This window comes from Lentzea sp. NPDC054927, from assembly GCF_053610285.1.
On the sequence record NZ_JBSGXZ010000022.1, the window covers coordinates 16,755 to 32,828 of the forward strand.

Sequence of the window (16,074 nt, forward strand, 5' to 3'; positions counted from 1 at the left end):
GGATCAGCCTCCGACAAAGAGGCCGGCGAGCCACTTGCCGATGTTCGCCCCCGCGTCGGTCGTGACCGCGAGGCCGATGATGGCCAGCGCGACGATCACACCACCGAGGCGGCGCATGACACCCGCGTTGTCACCTTTGCCACCTCCCAGCCAGAGAAGGAGGAGCGCGACGGTGAGCAGGAGCAGCGGAACGATGTTGTTCAGGATCCAGTCACGGACGTTGCTTGTGCCCGGCACCGTCGGTTGCTGCTGAGCAAGTGTCACCAGGTCCATGGCGGTCATTTGGTACTCCAGAGTGCGCTCGGGCTTGCGCTACGAGTAGAACACGAGTTCGTCACGACGTGTGAAGCTGTTGGGGCGGGGTGTAGATCATCTGGCCGTTCCCCCTGGGAGGAATTACGTCTAATCTGGCCGACACATCATCACTGAGGAGACGTCAGTGGGGAACACCAGGACCAAGATTCTCTCCGTCGCTGGCAAGGTTCACCCGACTGCGAACGCCCTGGTCACACACAGTGCGTGCGCTCTAAACACGCGCACGTGTCCACTCATGTGAACGCCCTGATCGGCCGGTTCGCGACCCCTTTGACTGGCACTGCGGGTGCGCTCCGAAGCGACGACTCCGAGGAGATTCGCCCATGCTCGAACCTGACCTCGTGCCGGACGGAAGTGTGGACGGAATCACAGCCTCCCCTAGTGCTCCAGGCGTGATCGAGCCTACCGGGGAGCCTCCTCAATCCACGCGCCGGGTCCAGCGGACGATCAACTTCGACCGGTCCGTACTGGAGCGCGCGCGTGCGGCGGCGACGTACCTGGCGTCGTACGAGCCTCAGGCCGGGGTGCGGTCGCTGGCCGACATCGTGAATCCGGCGGTGCTCGCTTATGTGACGGAGTTGGAGGAGCTCTACAACGGGGGTCAGCCGTTCCGTCCGGTGTTGAGGATGCCTTCGGGGCGCCCGGCCAACCGCTGAACGCCTCGGTGGCTATACGAAGGATCGGTATCTGACGAACTGAATGGCGTAGATCGCGAGCAGAGCGAGATCTACAGCAAGGATCACCCGAACAACCCAGTTGGCGTTCGCCAATGCCAGTGGGATCGCGACCAGCGCCGGCGCGATCGCGATCAAGATGAGGGAAAGGTGCAACGGGAGGATCCGCCGGTGGAAGCGGTGCTTGGGAGCAACCTTGTAAAGGTGCCATCCGACGTATCCGCCGAACCTCTCCAGCAGCGGTTTCTCGAACTGCGCGCGCAGGTGTGCCGAAGCCTCCCCGATCTGCACACTGTGGAAGAGAATCAGCGTGCCGAGCAACAGCGAGACCAGCGGAGAGACGAGGAGAAGGGCTCCGCTCTTCCGGTCGATCCCGAAGCCCAGCACCGCAGAGCTGACCGTCACCGAGCAGACGACCAGCGAAGTCCTGTGATCCATCTTCTTCAGGATCTCGTCTCGCAGCGACTTGTACTCGGCCAGCAGGACATCTGCGACGAACTTCGAGTCGCTGAACACTGAGTCCAGATCCGCTCTGCCGTCAGCCGTGCCGGAGCCCTCAGTCGTCATGCCCCTAGCTCGACATCCGCCGCCCACTTGTTACGCACAGCCTTCACAAATTTGTGAATGATGTGTAGCTTCTGAACCATGTTGAGGTTCCTGCTGCGCCGTGACCGCGTGCTGCTGCCCAGCTGGATCGTGCTCATCGCGGGCGTGGTCCTGAGCGTCACCGGCCAGTACAGCCGCATGTTCCCGACCCCGGAGGCCGCCAGATCCTTCGCGGACGACCTGGCGGGCAACACCGCGCTGACCGCGTTCACCGGGCAGTTGACCGCGCCGACGTTGCACGGGCTGATCCTGTGGAAGATCGGCGACATCGCGTTCACGCTGACCGCGTTGATGGCGATCCTCGTGGTGCTGCGGCACACCAGGGCGGAAGAGGAGTCCGGCCGTCAGGAACTGCTGCGCGCGACGCCCGTCTCCCGCCTCGCGCCGCTGACCGCCGCGCTGGGCCTGGCGATGGGCGCGAGCCTGGTGGTCGGGGCGCTGGTGGCGGCGATCGGCGGGATGCGGTTCGGCATCGCGGTGGCGGCGCCCGGCCTGGTGTTCGCGGCTGTGGCGGGAGTGGCGGCGCAGCTCACGGAGCGTTCGTCGACGGCTCACCTCATCGCGTGCGGCGCGTTGGGCGTCACCTACGGCGTGCGGTTCGCGGCGGACGGCAGCGGGGTGCTGTGGGCTCGCTGGTTCTCCCCCAACGGCTGGAGCCACCTCTTTCTCACGTCGGCCTGGGTGATCGTGGTGCCGCTCGTGGCCGCCGCGGTGCTGAGCGCCGTGGCGTTGTGGCTGAACCTGCGGCGTGACTTCGGGGCCGGTGTGGTGCCCGCGCGGCCGGGGAGGGATGGGGGCGACGCGAGCCTGCCGTGGCGGGATCACCGGACTCAGCTGATCGGGTGGGTGACGGCGTTCGCGCTGGCCGGGGCCACCATGGGCGGCGTCGCGGCGGGCATGCGCGGCACGATCGACGGTGCGTCGCCGGTGATGGCCGAGTTCCTGCGGCGCTACGGCACCGGTGAGCTCGGGGACACGTTGCTGTGGATGATCATGATCAGCATGGGTGGGGCGGCGGCGTTGTTCCCGGTGCTGGTGGTGTTGCGGCTGCGGGCGGACGAGGTGTCCGGGCGGGCGGAGTTGTTGTTGTCGACCGCGATGAGCCGGATGCGGTGGGCCGCCGGACATCTGTTCGTGGCCGTGGTGGGGACTCTGGCGATGATGACCGTCGCCGGGCTCACCGCCGGACGCGGTGACCTTCGCGTGCTGACCGCGGCGTTGCTCCAGGTGCCGGCCGCGTTGGTGGTGGGCGCGGTGGCGATGCTCGCCGTGGGGTTCGTGCCCCGTGCCGCCGCGGCGATCTCGTTCGTGGTGTGGCTGGTGGTCAACATGTTCGGCGAGATCGTCGGACCGTCGCTGGGCATCAGCTTCGACGTGGCGAACCTGGTGTCGCCGTTCGGTTTCCTGCCGCGGGTGCTGACCGGGGAACAGCTCACCGCCGCGCCCCTGATCGGGCTCGCGGCGGTGGCTGTCCTGCTCACGTCACTCGGGATGGTGCGGTTGAGGGTGCGCGACCTCGGTTAGCTGGCGCCGGAGATCCGCCAGAACCAGCCGGTCGGGAGCAGGTCAGGCCCGACCGAACCCTTGCCGTGGAAGTAGTCGTCGACGTTGACCCACTGACCGTTCGCCTGGTTGTAGACGCCCATCGTCGCCCAGCGGACCGCGGCGGGCTGGGTGTCGATGCTCGCCTGCGCCCACGCGTCCTTGATCTTCATCGGCTTGTTCCACCACAGGAACGGGTTGCGCCACATGTAGTGCCCGAACTTGCCGCCGTGGTTGGACGAGTTGTAGCTGACCGTGGTGAAGCTGTTGATCTGGTGCAGGCCGCGGAACGCCTGGCCCCACCGCTGCGCCCACGTCTGGCCACCGGTGTTGTCCTCGAGGATCTGGCAGGTGAAGAGGCTCATCCACTCGACGTCGTTCTGGCCCCAGCGCGCCTCGGTGTTGGCGAGCTTGGTGTCGTTGTGGTTGGAGCAGCCGGTGAAGTAGAAGCCGGTGCCGGAGCCGTGGCCCTGCCAGTAGGTCATGTCGACGTCGTCAGCCCAGTGGGTGTCGTCGCCGCCGGCGAACGCCGGGTCCTTGAAGTCGCTCTCCCACGCGTTGCCGTCGAGCCACTTGAAGTTCCTGTTGATGCCGTGGGCACCGGCCTCCGCGTCGAAGCTGTTGACGTTGGCCACGGTGTTGGGCAGGCCGGAGCAGTTGCCGGTGCCCTCCATCCCGACCTCGCGGATCTCCTGGGCCTGGAACGACTGCTCACGTGGCGGTTCCGGCTCGGTCGGCTGCGGCAGTTCGGCACCGACGGCCGCGGGCAGCGTGATCGCCTGAGCCGCGCCCTTGTCCGCGTTGCCACCGGTGCACCGGAACGACGGCTCGATCTTGTCGGTCTTCTCCTCCAGCGAGGGCGCCACGTAGACGTAGTCGGCCTTCGACTGCACGCCGAGGAACTTCTCGCACAGCTTCGCGCCGGTGACGAGGTCGTGCACCTTGACCGTGCCCGCCTGGCCGTAGGTACGCGCGGCGTGGCTGACTGCCGTCACGCCCTGCGCGTCGAAGGCGACGCGGATGTTCGCGCCCTCACCCTCGAGCGGAATGCCGCCGAGCTGGAACGTGTACGACACCGACGTGTCGAGGTTCGCCGTGAGGCCCGTACGCCCATTGGCATCCGTCAGCTCGAACGTCGTGTACTGCGCGGTGGGCGTCGCGTTGTCCGGCAACACACCTGCCACCCGCAGCCCTTCCTGCGCCCGCTTGGCCGCCTCCTCGGCCGGCACGGACTTGATGCGCTTGAGCGCGTCGACGTCGAGCGCCGACAGCGTGGTCGGCTCGCCGTCCTCGTCCGGCTTCCCCTGTCCTTTGTCGACAGTGGGGACGTACTGGTAGCGCTGCTCGTCGGCGAAGCTCACCGCACCGAACTCGGATCTTTGGACGTCCTCGAGCCCGAAGGCTCTCTGCAGCTTCTGAGCCTGCTCTTGGTCGAGACCGGAGCTCTTCACCCCGTAGACGGGGAGCTCCGTGGCGTCGGCGGTCGCGACTCCGACCGCTCCGGCGGTGACCAGGCTGGACAGGGCCAGCACCACGGTCAGCTTGCGTTGCATGTCTCTTCCCTCCCTTGGGGACGACCGGCTGCAGGGGCCGGCCGTCTGACAGGAGGATTTGGCGTTTCGGGCCGTGATACCGAGAGTGGCCCGAAGCGATGGCGGCACCACTCGAACGGCCGAAATTCTGTAACGCTCTTGGGGCTTGCGGGTACCTAGAGGCGGACACCTGGGTACTTGATGCCGGCTCCGGTGTTCAGCACGACGACCTCGTCATCCGCTGCGAGCCAACCGTTTTCCCTCAGCTTCCGGACGGCGCTGATCGTGGCGGCGCCTTCCGGGCAGAGGAACACGCCTTCCAGCCGGGCGCACTCCGCGCGGTCCGCGGCGATCTGCCCATCATCTACAGCTATTGCGGTGCCATTGGTTTCGCTGATGGCATTCAGGATGATGAAGTCCCCCAACGGCTTCGGCACGTTGATGCCGAACGCGCTCGTGAAGGCGTTGTCCCAGAACGTCGACTCGGCGGCGCCCTCGTCGTAGGCGCGCACGATCGGCGCGCACCCGGTGGACTGCACCGCGACGAGCCGCGGCAGAGGTCCTTCGATCCAGCCGAGTTCGCGCATTTCGTTGAGCGCCTTGTGAATCCCGATCAGGCCGACCCCGCCGCCGGTCGGGTAGACGATCACGTCGGGAACGCGCCAGCCGAGCTGTTCGACGATCTCGTAGCCCATCGTCTTCTTGCCCTCGATGCGATAGGGCTCTTTGAGCGTTGAGGCGTCGAAGAGATCGACGTCCTTGATGGCCTTGGCGGCGTCGGCGATCGTGCCCGGCACGATCCGCAGTTCGGCGCCGCTCGCCTCGACCTCCTCGCGGGTGATCAGCGGGGCGTCCTCGGGCATCGCGATGACACTGCGCATGCCGGCGCGCGCCGCGTACAGGGCCCAGGCGGCGCCCGCGTTGCCGTTGGTCGGCATCTTGATGCCCTCGATGCCCAGCTCTTTCGCCCGCGCCACGCCCACGGCCGCACCTCGCGCCTTGAACGAACCGGTCGGGATGAGCGACTCGTCCTTCATGAGGATGGTCGCGTCCAGTGCCCGGCTCAGCGCGGGCAACGGAACTAGCGGGGTCATGCCCTCGCCGAGGCTGAAGGCGGGATCGAGCTTGCGGACCGGCAGGACGTCCCGGTAGCGCCACAGCGAGTTCTCGCTGGTGGGCTTGCGGACGTGAGTGAGGTCGTAGCGGGCGAGCAGCGGCGACGCGCACTCGCGGCAGAGGTTCTGCGGCTGGTCGGCGTCGTGGCGCAGACCGCAGCGAGCACATTCCAGATGGGAGAGCACGCGTCCATCAATACATGAACCACTCGTTCTGATTACACCCGAACGGGCTAGCGCATTTGGCCATTCGGATGCGAGCATCGTGGTCCCTGCTCAAGCCCCTTTGAGGAGAGACATGCGACGACTCACCGTCAAAGCCCTGTTCGCAGCTGTCCTGATCGCCGCCGCACTCCCTGCTCCCGCCATCGCCGACACCCAGACCAGTGGCTACATCGTGCTGCTGAAAGACGGCGTGGGTGTGCAGAGCGTGACCAATCTGGCGGGCATCACCGTCGAGAACCTGTACGAGTCAGCCGTGCGTGGTTACTCAGCGCGCATGACCCCCGCCACCGCAGCGCGTCTGGCCCGCGACTCGCGGATCGCGCTGGTGCAACCGGACGGCGTGGCCTCGATCGCCGCGCAGACCCTGCCGACCGGTGTCGACCGCATCGATGCCGAGAAGAGCCCTACCGCCAAGATCAACGGCACCGACGAGCGGGTGAACGTGGACGTCGCCGTGATCGACACCGGCGTCGACCTCGACCACCCGGACCTCAACGTCAACACGGCGGGAGCGAAGAACTGCTCCACCGGTCGCAGCGCTGACGACGGCAACGGCCACGGCACCCACGTCGCCGGCACCATCGGCGCGCTCGACAACGGGAACGGGGTCGTCGGCGTCGCCCCCGGTGCCCGCATCTGGCCGGTCCGCGTGCTCAACAACCAGGGCAGCGGTTCGTTCTCGGCCATCATCTGCGGCATCGACTACGTCACCGCGCACGCGAACGAGATCGAGGTCGCGAACATGAGCCTCGGCGGATCCGGCAGCGACAGCGCCTGCGGATCCAACAAGGACGCGATGCACGAGGCGATCTGCCGTTCGGTGTCCGCCGGCGTGACCTACGTCGTGGCCGCGGGCAACAGCGCGGCGAACTCGTCGACCTTCGTGCCGGCCACCTACGAGGAGGTCATCACGGTCAGCGCGCTGGCCGACTTCAACGGCCGGCCGGGCGGCGGCGCCGCGTCGACGTGCCGCACGGACGTCGACGACACCTTCGCCGACTTCTCCAACTACGGCGCCGACGTGGACGTCATCGCCCCAGGCGTGTGCATCCTGTCGACCTGGAAGGGCGGCGGCTACAACACGATCTCGGGCACGTCCATGGCCAGCCCGCACGTCGCGGGTGCGGCGGCGCTGTACAAGGCGACCCACCCGAGCGCGTCCCCGTCGGCCGTGAAGTCCGCCCTGCAGTCGGCGGGAACCACCGACTGGACCTCCGCGACCGACCCGGACAGCACGCACGAGCGGCTGCTCAACGTCGCGACGTTCTGATCGTCCTGACCGCACAACGGTGCCCCGGGCGGATCTCCGCCCGGGGCACCGTCCTTTTCAGAGCTGCGAACCGATCTCGTTCCTGATCGCGGCGTGCAGCGCGGGATCAAGCCGTTCGACGATCGGGAGGTAGTCCGGCACGTCGAGGTTCTCCAGCACGTACACGCGCAGGCCGTACCTGGTGTCCTCCCACGGAGGTGGCTCCAGCTCCCACGCCTCGCGAACGACCCGCAGCAGCCGGGACACCCACTCCTCGTCCATCGGGTCGGCGTCGAGCGCCGGCTGGATCAGCGGATACCACAACACGTCGCGAGCGGTGTCCATCGGCTGGAGGGGCTGCAACTCCCGGTCGAGCTCGATCGCCTCCTCGACCTCGGCCGCGATCCGTTCCGCGAAGAACGGACGGGACTCCGGCAGGTTCATCCAGAGGAAGTCGCCGAGGAGCCCGATGCTCCACTGCATCTTCCACGGTGGTGACGGTTGCTCAGGCACGAACCTCTCCCTCACGCCGTTCCGCAGTTCGGATCGGCCGTGCACTGCTGCCAGCGCATGTAGTCGCCCACGACCCCGGTGACGTCGAACGTCTCGATGAACGCGCTCTCGACACCGCGGTTGTAAGCCGCCACACCGAACCCGAGCACTCCCAGCACGTTGCCCGCGCCGTTGAGGAACTGCGGGTAGCCGCCCTTGAAGATCGGCCTGCCACCGTGGCCCGTCTCGAACGTGGCGCCGGTGATGTCGGCGACAGCGGACCGCTTCATCGCGTTTTCCATGTTGTTCCGGAAGTTCTGGTTGCCGGACGAGTCAGCCTTCCTGATCTCGTTCACCACCTTGCCACCGGTGTCCTTGGTCGTCAGAGCGTCCCACAGGTCCGCGGCCTCGGCCCTGGCGATCTTGATGTCCTCGGCGGCGGGCAGTGTGCCTCCCTTGCCGGCGGCGATGTTCGCCTCCACCTTGCGGACGTCCTCCAGCCACGACGAGAGCTGGTTGAACTGCCGCGCCGCTTCGTCGTAGTGCCAGCGGTTCTGCTGGGCGCCGAGCTGCTGGCCGGTCCGCAGTTCGTAGCGCAACGCGTCGCCGGTGGTGCCACGTCCCTCCACCGACGCGACGGTCGGCTTGGCGTAGATGTCCTTGACGATGTTCTGCAGCTTCCCGTCCTGGACCGCGGGAGCCGGTGTCGGCGGACGCGGGGTCGACGACGTGCCGCCCAGCGGCAGCGGCAGACCGTCACCACTCGGCGCGGGCGCCGGCTTGGTGATCATGTCCATGTAGTCGTCGAACCAGTCGTGCCCGTTGAGCTCGATCCGGCTGATCGGGTTGCCGCTCGTGAACGCGTACCGGTTGCCCGTGAACGGATCGCTGTCGAGGCTGAGGTCGGCCAGCGCGCCGTTGTACATGTCCCGCGTCATGAACCGGTTGAGGCCGGGGTTGTAGTCGCGGAAACCCATGTCGTACGAGCCCGACGACGGGTCGAACCTCTTTCCGTTGTAGCGGTAGAAGTTGAACGGCTGCTTGCCCGGCTGCTGCGCGTCCGGCTTGTCGATGCCGGTGAACGCCTCGCTGTCGTCCTTGCCGTAGGCCGTGTACCCGTACGTCGCCCGAGTGTCGCCGTTGTCCTTCGTCAGCGTTTCGACGTCGGTGTGCGGGTTGTAGCCGTAGTAGGAGTCCTCGGCCACGCCGGGACCGGCGCCGTCGGTGTCCTTCTTGATCTGAGTGAGCCGCTGCCCGAACGCGTTGTACTGGTACGTGCGCTGCAGCTGGCCCGCGATCGTCTCCGACACGACCTTGTCGGACAGGCCGAGGTAGGCGAAGTCGGTCGTCTTGCCGTCCTCGGTCCGCGACGACGTGCGGTCCAACGGGTCGTAGGCGTAGGTGGTGGACTTCAACCCACCGCCGTCTGCCTGCTTGCGGTGCTCGACGGTCCGGTCGAACCCGTCGTACTTGTACGCCTCGACGATCTGGCCCGCCGAGGTCACGGAGTCGAGGCGGCCGAACGGGTCGTAGTTGTAGGACGCGATCGTGCCCGACGCCGAGGCCGAGAGCAGACGGTTGCGGTCGTAGTTGAACGTGGTCGTCTTGTTCTCGATCGTCTGCGACGTGACGTTGTTGTTCGCGTCGTGGACGTAGTCCTCGGTCTCCAGCACCGCGCCGGCGGCCGACTTCTTGGTCAGGTTGCGGATGCGGTCGAGCGGGTCGTAGCTGTACTCGCGCACCTCGTCCAGGTAGGCGGACGCGTTGTCCGCGTTCTGGACCTTCGACGTGTCCTTCGTCCGGTGACCGTTGGCGTCGTAGTCGATGACGTGCTGGGCCACCAGCGCGCCACCGGACTTCGACTCCACCTGGGAGGCGAGAGCGCCGTCCTGGTGGTAGCCGTAGACGACCTTGTTGCCGTTGGGCTTCGTCTCCTCCTTGACCTGACCGCGGTCGGTGTAGCTGTAGGAGGTGATCTTCGGCGAGCCACCGGTCTCGGTGTTCTTCACCTGCCCGATCAGGTCGCGCGGGTCGTAGGAGAACTCCGCGGACTGCCGGTCGTGACCGCGGGTCAGCGCGGCGCCGTTCTCGTTGTAGGAGAAGGTCGTCGTGCCCTTGATGACCGCGGCCAGCTTCTCCTCGACCTTGGTCAGCTGGTTCAACCCGTTGTAGGTCAACGCGTACGAGTCGACCTTCGCGCCCGGCGACGAGTCGGTCAGCGACGTCAGGTTGCCGTTGGCGTCGTAGGACTGACCGAACGTCTTCGACTCGTTGTCAGGCTCGGAGGCGTTGTCGCGCACCAGCTTCACCGAGTCGGCGAACACGGTGCCGTCGGCGTTGTCGGACACCGTCACCTTGGCGGCGGTACCAGCGGTGAACGCGAAGCTGCCGATGCTCACCCACTCGCCACCGCGCTGCGTCTGGTTCACCGCGGCGGTCGACGTCGTGGTGCCCGTCTCGACCTTGTACGGCGCGTTGGTCGCCGCGCCCGAGACGTCCTTCGGGTACTTGACGAAGACCTCGTAGCTGCCGTCCTGCGGGATGACCGGCTTCCACGTGAAGGTGGTGCCGCCGGTGCCGCGGGCGGTGCTGCGGTAGTCGTAGCCCTGGAACCCCGTCCCCGCCGTTGCCGTGGACCAGCTGCCGGCCAGGTCGATGAACCCGGTGTCCGAGTTGTCGGTCAGCGCCACGTGCAGGCCGACCGGCACGCCGCTGTCCGAACGCGACTTCAGCTTGCCGTCCGGGAAGTGGTCCCACGTCATCGTGCGGCCCGACGAACCGCCCGCGGACGTCAGCGTGCGCGACGCTTGCTGCCCGAGCGGGCTGTAGTCGTAAGTGGTGACGATGTTCCACGGATCAGTGGACGACCGCACCCAGCCGGTGTCGAAGTAGGAGTACTTCGTGACGTTGCGGAAGGTCTGACCCGCGGACGGCGGCGCGCTGACCTGCTCGACGCGACCGATGGCGTCGTAGGCGTAGGTCGTCTTGTCCGCTGTCTTGTAGCGCACGTCGTCCTTGTCGAACGGCGTGAGCTTCTCGATCGGCCGGTTCAGCTTGTCGTACACGGTTTGCGCGACGAAGTCGTCCGCGTCGTCGGTGGTCTCGACGCCGCGCGGCGAGATGACGCGGGTGGAGTTGCCGACCTCGTCGTACTCGAACTTCGTGACCCGCGTGACGCCCGCCTTGTGCGGGACACGTGCTTCGACGATCTTGGCCCGCTCGTCGTACACGAGCGTGGTGGTGTTGTTCTCCTTGTCGCGCTTGGTGGTGACGTTGCCGTCCCGGTCGAAGCCGACGTGCGCGGTCTTACCTGCCGCGTCGGTGGTGTCGACGGCACGGTGGTTGAGGTCGTAGGCGATCTTCGTGGTGTAGTCGGCGGTGTCCGCGGTCGCGTTCTTGCGCGGGTCCACCACGGTGATCAGGTTGCCGACGCGGTCGTACTCGTAGGTGATCTTCTTGCTGTCCGCATTGGTGGCGGACTTCAGCTGATAGATCTCGTCGTAGTCATACCGGGTGATGTAGTCGTTCGCGTTCGTCGGCGTCAGGTTGCCGAGCGGCTGCGTCTCGGTCTTGAGGTTGCCGACCGTGTCGTAGGTGAAGCTGGCCTTGCGCTCGGGACCGGTCGGCGTGTCCTTCGGTGCCGTGGTCTCGGAGAGCTGGTCGGCGTTGTCGTACACCGCCGTCGACACCGCCCCGTTGGGCGCCGTGGACTGCGTGATGTTGTCGTTCGCGTCGTAGACGGGAGCCGGCGTGGTGATGAACAGGCCGGCGCCCTGGTCCTTCGGCGCCTTGCGCTCCAGCGGACGGCCGAACACGTCGTAGGCGACCGTGCTCGTCTTGCCGAGCGCGTCGGTCACGGACGTGACGTTGCCGCGCACGTCGTAGACCGTGTTGGTCACCTTGTTGTACGCATCGGTCGTCTTCTTCGGGTAGCCCGTCGGGTCGAACTCCGAGTACGTGGTGGTGTTCTCGTTGGCGTCCGTCGAGCTCTGCAGCAGACCGAACTGGTCGTAGGCGTAGACGGACCTGTAGTCGTCAGGCGACGGTGTCGCCACGCCCTTCGGGTCGGTGACCGAGGTCAGGTTGCCCTTGGCGTCGTAACCGAACGCCCACGAGCGGCCCTCCACCGACGTCTTCGAGGTCAGCTCGGCGACGTGGCCGTTCAGCGACGTCTGGTACCCCATGGTCATGGCTGGCCAGTTGTTCGCCACCGCCTCCGCGTCGCGGATCGACGTGGGGTAACCGGTTTTCGCGTCGTAGGTCCACGTCGAGACGGCGCCGTTGTCCTCGGTCAGCTTGGTGACGTTGTTGTCGGCGTCCCACTCCAGCGCGGTGGTCTGGCTCTTGGCGTTCGTGGTGCGCAACGGGCGCCCGTAGCCGTCGATCCGGTACGTCGAGACGTGGTTCTCCGCGTCGGTGATCGTCGACTCGACCTCCGAACCCGCGGAACCGTCCGGATCGGCGTACGCGAAGGTCGTGGTGAAGTTGAGGCGATCGGTGATCGTCCGCAGCTTCCACTTGTCCTTCGGGTCCACCGGCGCGGTGTAGTACGCCAGGCCGGTGTCGTGGTTGCGCGGGTCGGTGACCTTGACGAGCTTGACGTTCTTGTTGCCCTGAGTGGCGTCGTAGACGAACTTGAACGTCTTCGCGAGCGAGGTGCCGGAGCCGTCGACGAACTGGGTCAGCAAACCCTTGTCGTCGTAGGAGAAGGTGATGGTGCGACCCGAGACGTCCTTGAGCGACTGGACGTTGTCGATGATCTTCGGGTTCTGCGTCTCGCCCTTCTCCCAGTAGTCCAGCGTCAGCGTCTGCCGGCCGGACGGGTCGGTGACGTAGGCGAGGAACTTGCGCGGCTGGTTGTTGGACTTGCGCTCGGTGTAGGTGAACTTCTGCTCGTTGCCGTTGCGGTCGCGGACGGCGGTGAGCCAGCCCTCGTCGTCGAACAGGAACTCGGTGCGGTCCGGGCGGGTCATCTTCCAGCGCCGGGACTTGTCGGCCGTCCCGTCCCGCTGCACGTGCAGGTGCACGCCCGCGGGCTTGTCGTAGGTCCACTGCGCCGGATCGGAGCTGTTGTTCTTGTTGAGCTCGAAGGTGTGCGACGTGCCGTCACCGTCGGGCAGCGTGATCCTGCTCGGGTGGTCCTGGCCCTTCGGGTGCAGTTCCAGGTACGCGCCCAGCCGCGTCACGCCCGACGCCGCCAGCGACCAGCCCTGCCCCAGCGAGGTGGCCGAGGTGTCCAGGCTGTTGTAGGTCATGCGCACGAACGAGTTCAGGCCGCGACCGGGGTTGGTGAACGCGTCGTACGACCAGACCGTGTTGCCCGCGAACTGGTTCACCAGCACGTTCGAGCCGGAACCGGTGGCCTTGCCCGCGTAGGAGTAGAACTTCTCCAGACCCAGCTGGTCGGACGTCGGGTCCTCGACCGTGACGCCCTGCGGCAGCGCGGGAATCCCGCCGGTCGCCGACAGCCAGGTGCCCGCGGTCTTGTTGCGCAGATCCCAGTTCAGCACGAACTGTTCGCGCTTGTTCCCGGCCTCGCTCTGGATCGGCGTCTTGACCTTCGCCTGCACGGTGACGCTGCCGCCCGGCGGCACGTCCGTCGGCAGCGCCGTTTCGAGCCGGTTGCCACCGGTGGTGACGTCGGTGCCGTCAGGCAGGTTCCAGCGGTAGGACACGACCTGGTCCGCGGCCCGCCACGTCGTCGTGGTCGAGTTCGTGACGGTGACCGGGATCGTGTACTCGTCGCCGGGGATCATGCGGATCGACGGGGTGTCCGGCGCGTAGTAGGTCATCTCCGCGATGGGCTGCGTGTAGGTGACCGTCAGCTTGGGCCGCAGGTGCGGCTCCGCGGCCTCGTCGGACAGGAACAGCACCCGCTGCGCCGGTCCTGCCTCGTCGCGGAGCTTGACCTCGTAGCCGTGGTTGGTGGCGGAGTTGTCCACCCAGCCCTGTGCGGTCGCGGTGAGGTCCCAGATCTGCCGCTTGGCGTCGTTGGTGATGCTGGAGACGTTGTCGGTCGCCGAGCCGATGTCACCGCCCGGCGTGGTCCACGCCGTCGCGGTCGACGCCCGGTTCCAGGTGACCTGGTTCTCCACCAAGGACTTCGTCAGCGGGTGGCCGTCGAAGATCGCGCCGGAGCCGGTGCTGTAGAAGCCCCACAGCGTCATCTCGGCGGTGGTCACCCGAGCTCCGGCGGGGAGTGCGGACAGGTCGCGGAACCGGACCGCCGCACGGGTCGTGCCGTAGGTGCCGGAACCCTTGCCGACCATCAGCCACGGCTGTCCGCCCAGCGTGTCCAGGTTCGTGTTCGGCTGGTTCGACGACAGAGTCGCGTCGTCCGCGCCACCGCGGAACACCTGCGTGATGAACCCGGCCTTGGGCAGCCGCACCAGCTGTGTCGGGCCCGGGATCACCTGCCCGTCACGGGTTTTCACCGCGACCATGTAGTAGTAGGCGTTGCCGAACGGGTCCGGCGAGTCCGCGGGCGTCGGCCGGGCCGTCGTGTCCGTGAACGCGGTCGTGGCCGGGGAAAGAGGCGCGATCAGCGTCGACTCCGACGGCGTGAACGCCTGGAACACCGACCGGTGCACCTGGTACTCGACCGCGTCGTCGGCCGGGTTGTTCGGATCGGGGTCGGGGTAGGCACCCCAGCTCAGGTCCGCGCCCGTCGAGAAGATCTTCGTCGGCGACCGCAGGTCCGCGCTCGGCCTGCCGTAACTCAGGATCAGCTTCGGGGAGTTCTCGGTCTCGCCGTTGTAGGCGAACTCGGAGGCCTGGTAGATCGCACCGCCGCGGTTCAGCGTCTCGTCGGTCGACTTGACCATGAGACCGAAGTTCGTGGCGGAACCGGACACCCACTGCTGGGCGATGTTGCGCACGTCCCACTCGTGCCAGGTGTTGCCGACGTTCGCCTGCTTGGTGGCGGTCGACAGCGCTGCCTCGGCGAACGCGGTGTTGCTCGAGTTCCAGGTAGCCGTGTCCTCCGACCAGCCCTGCGTCACCCGCCGCACCTCGTGGACGTTGTCGTTGGCGGCGGTCCACAGCTCGGAGTCGTAGTACAGCCGCAGCTTCGCGCTGGTCAGCGCGGTGCCGGCGGGCACGACGGAGGTGTCGAACTTGATCAGCGTGCGGGCCTTGCCCCACGCGTCCGCGCCGACCGAGAGCTGGGAGCTCGACCCGTCGTTGCGGTCCGGGGAGTCCGACCAGATCTGCACGTCCTGACCGGTGGTCGGGGTCGGCTGCAGCTTGATCGTCGGGTCGATGGTGACCGGGTACCGCCGCTCCTTCGCGGTGAGCCAGCCCTGGTCCGCCCGCACCGTGACGGTGATCTTCGAACCCTGCTGTTCCACGGTCTGCGTGACCTTGTCGCTCCACACCTTGCCGTGCGGCGACTTGCGGTCGGCCGAGCTGTCGAACATGAACGGCTTGGGCATCGTGAACACCGGCGGCGCGTCCGGGTTGTCGAAGAACCCGATCACACCGTCCGGCAACGCCCGCGCCGTGACACCCGCGAGGTCGAGGGTGAACCGGTACGTCGCGTCCTTCGGCGCCTTGGCGAGAACGATGTTCTCCTTCAACGCCTCGCCTGTGACCTGGTAGACGAGATCCGCGCCGTCGAACGCGCCGGGGTAGGTGACGGTGCTCTTCTCGACCTTCGGCTTCGCGGTCCTGGCCGCGCCGTCGATGCCGAGCCCGATCCGCCTGCCGGCCGCCTCGAAGCGGGCCAGCTTGTCCGTCGACTCACCGAAGAGGCTGGTGAAACCGTTGGTGTCGTTGAGGAACCGGTAGCCGTCACGTGGTGTCTCGCGGACCGTGGCGTCGATGTCCTTCCAGCGGCCCTGCGCGTCCTTGAAGACCGTCGGACGCGGCGAGACCTCCGCCTCGACCTGGCCGTCCGACATCTGGAACAACCGCACGGACGGCGTCCGCCGCTCGGTCAGCTCCCGCACTCTCTTCGGCGGCTCCTGCCGAGGTCTCGGCGCCGCCTCCGCTCTCCCGCCGAACCACCCGGCGATCGACTGCCACCAACCCGAGATGCCCAGGTCAGGAAGCTTGCCGGGGCCGTTGATCCCTGGTCCGGCCGGAACGCCGACCAGGGCGAGAACGGTCAGCGAGAAGAGCACCAGAAGTTTTTTGGGCAGGCTGAATCCACGCGACGGCACGAGAACCCCCAGTCCTCGGACGCCGGCGGCGGTCACCCCACAGTGATCGACAATCCGCACAGCGTCACGCGGAGAGGGACGCTAATTGACGAACAATTCGCCGCACAGGGCCGAACGGAGCAATCGCGGCCGCCAACTCTCCCACCGCACACGTGCGGTCAG

The 16,074-nt window shown here is 67.0% G+C and carries 9 protein-coding genes; 3 read left to right on the forward strand and 6 right to left on the reverse strand.

Annotation, left to right across the window (positions count from 1 at the left end):
* Window positions 1-3 precede the first annotated feature (3 nt).
* Window positions 4-282, reverse strand: coding sequence for a hypothetical protein (locus ACWGE0_RS26250; RefSeq protein ID WP_170176263.1), 279 nt, complete (start codon window positions 280-282; stop codon window positions 4-6).
* A gap of 356 nt (window positions 283-638) precedes the next feature.
* On the opposite strand from ACWGE0_RS26250, the gene ACWGE0_RS26255 reads away from it, so the two are divergent.
* Window positions 639-971, forward strand: a complete 333-nt coding sequence (locus tag ACWGE0_RS26255) for a hypothetical protein (RefSeq protein ID WP_452263549.1) — start codon at window positions 639-641, stop codon at window positions 969-971.
* Between the two features lie 12 nt (window positions 972-983).
* On the opposite strand, the gene ACWGE0_RS26260 is transcribed toward ACWGE0_RS26255, so the two are convergent.
* Window positions 984-1,505, reverse strand: a complete 522-nt coding sequence (locus tag ACWGE0_RS26260) for a hypothetical protein (RefSeq protein WP_452263550.1) — start codon at window positions 1,503-1,505, stop codon at window positions 984-986.
* A gap of 129 nt (window positions 1,506-1,634) precedes the next feature.
* On the opposite strand from ACWGE0_RS26260, the gene ACWGE0_RS26265 reads away from it, so the two are divergent.
* Window positions 1,635-3,119: an ABC transporter permease gene (locus tag ACWGE0_RS26265; RefSeq protein ID WP_452263551.1), complete on the forward strand. Its 1,485-nt coding sequence runs from the start codon at window positions 1,635-1,637 to the stop codon at window positions 3,117-3,119.
* On the opposite strand, the gene ACWGE0_RS26270 is transcribed toward ACWGE0_RS26265, so the two are convergent.
* Both ACWGE0_RS26270 and ACWGE0_RS26275 read right to left on the reverse strand, forming a co-directional pair.
* Window positions 3,116-4,690 (reverse strand): DUF6345 domain-containing protein, encoded by a 1,575-nt coding sequence (locus ACWGE0_RS26270; RefSeq protein ID WP_452263552.1) that lies wholly within the window; start codon window positions 4,688-4,690, stop codon window positions 3,116-3,118. The genes ACWGE0_RS26265 and ACWGE0_RS26270 overlap by 4 nt on opposite strands.
* A gap of 155 nt (window positions 4,691-4,845) precedes the next feature.
* On the reverse strand, window positions 4,846-5,970 hold the full coding sequence (locus ACWGE0_RS26275; RefSeq protein ID WP_452263553.1) for a threonine synthase: 1,125 nt from the start codon (window positions 5,968-5,970) through the stop codon (window positions 4,846-4,848).
* A gap of 112 nt (window positions 5,971-6,082) precedes the next feature.
* Between ACWGE0_RS26275 and ACWGE0_RS26280 the strand changes: the two genes are divergently transcribed.
* Window positions 6,083-7,279, forward strand: coding sequence for a S8 family peptidase (locus ACWGE0_RS26280; protein ID WP_452263554.1), 1,197 nt, complete (start codon window positions 6,083-6,085; stop codon window positions 7,277-7,279).
* A 57-nt stretch (window positions 7,280-7,336) separates the two neighbouring features.
* Here ACWGE0_RS26280 and ACWGE0_RS26285 read toward each other — a convergent pair whose 3' ends face one another.
* Together ACWGE0_RS26285 and ACWGE0_RS26290 are read right to left on the reverse strand one after the other, a co-directional pair.
* Window positions 7,337-7,771 carry a hypothetical protein gene (locus ACWGE0_RS26285; protein WP_452263555.1) on the reverse strand — a complete coding sequence of 145 codons (435 nt, stop codon included), beginning with the start codon at window positions 7,769-7,771 and terminating at the stop codon, window positions 7,337-7,339.
* A gap of 11 nt (window positions 7,772-7,782) precedes the next feature.
* Window positions 7,783-15,873 carry a DNRLRE domain-containing protein gene (locus tag ACWGE0_RS26290; RefSeq protein WP_452263556.1) on the reverse strand — a complete coding sequence of 2,697 codons (8,091 nt, stop codon included), beginning with the start codon at window positions 15,871-15,873 and terminating at the stop codon, window positions 7,783-7,785.
* Window positions 15,874-16,074: the final 201 nt, after the last annotated feature.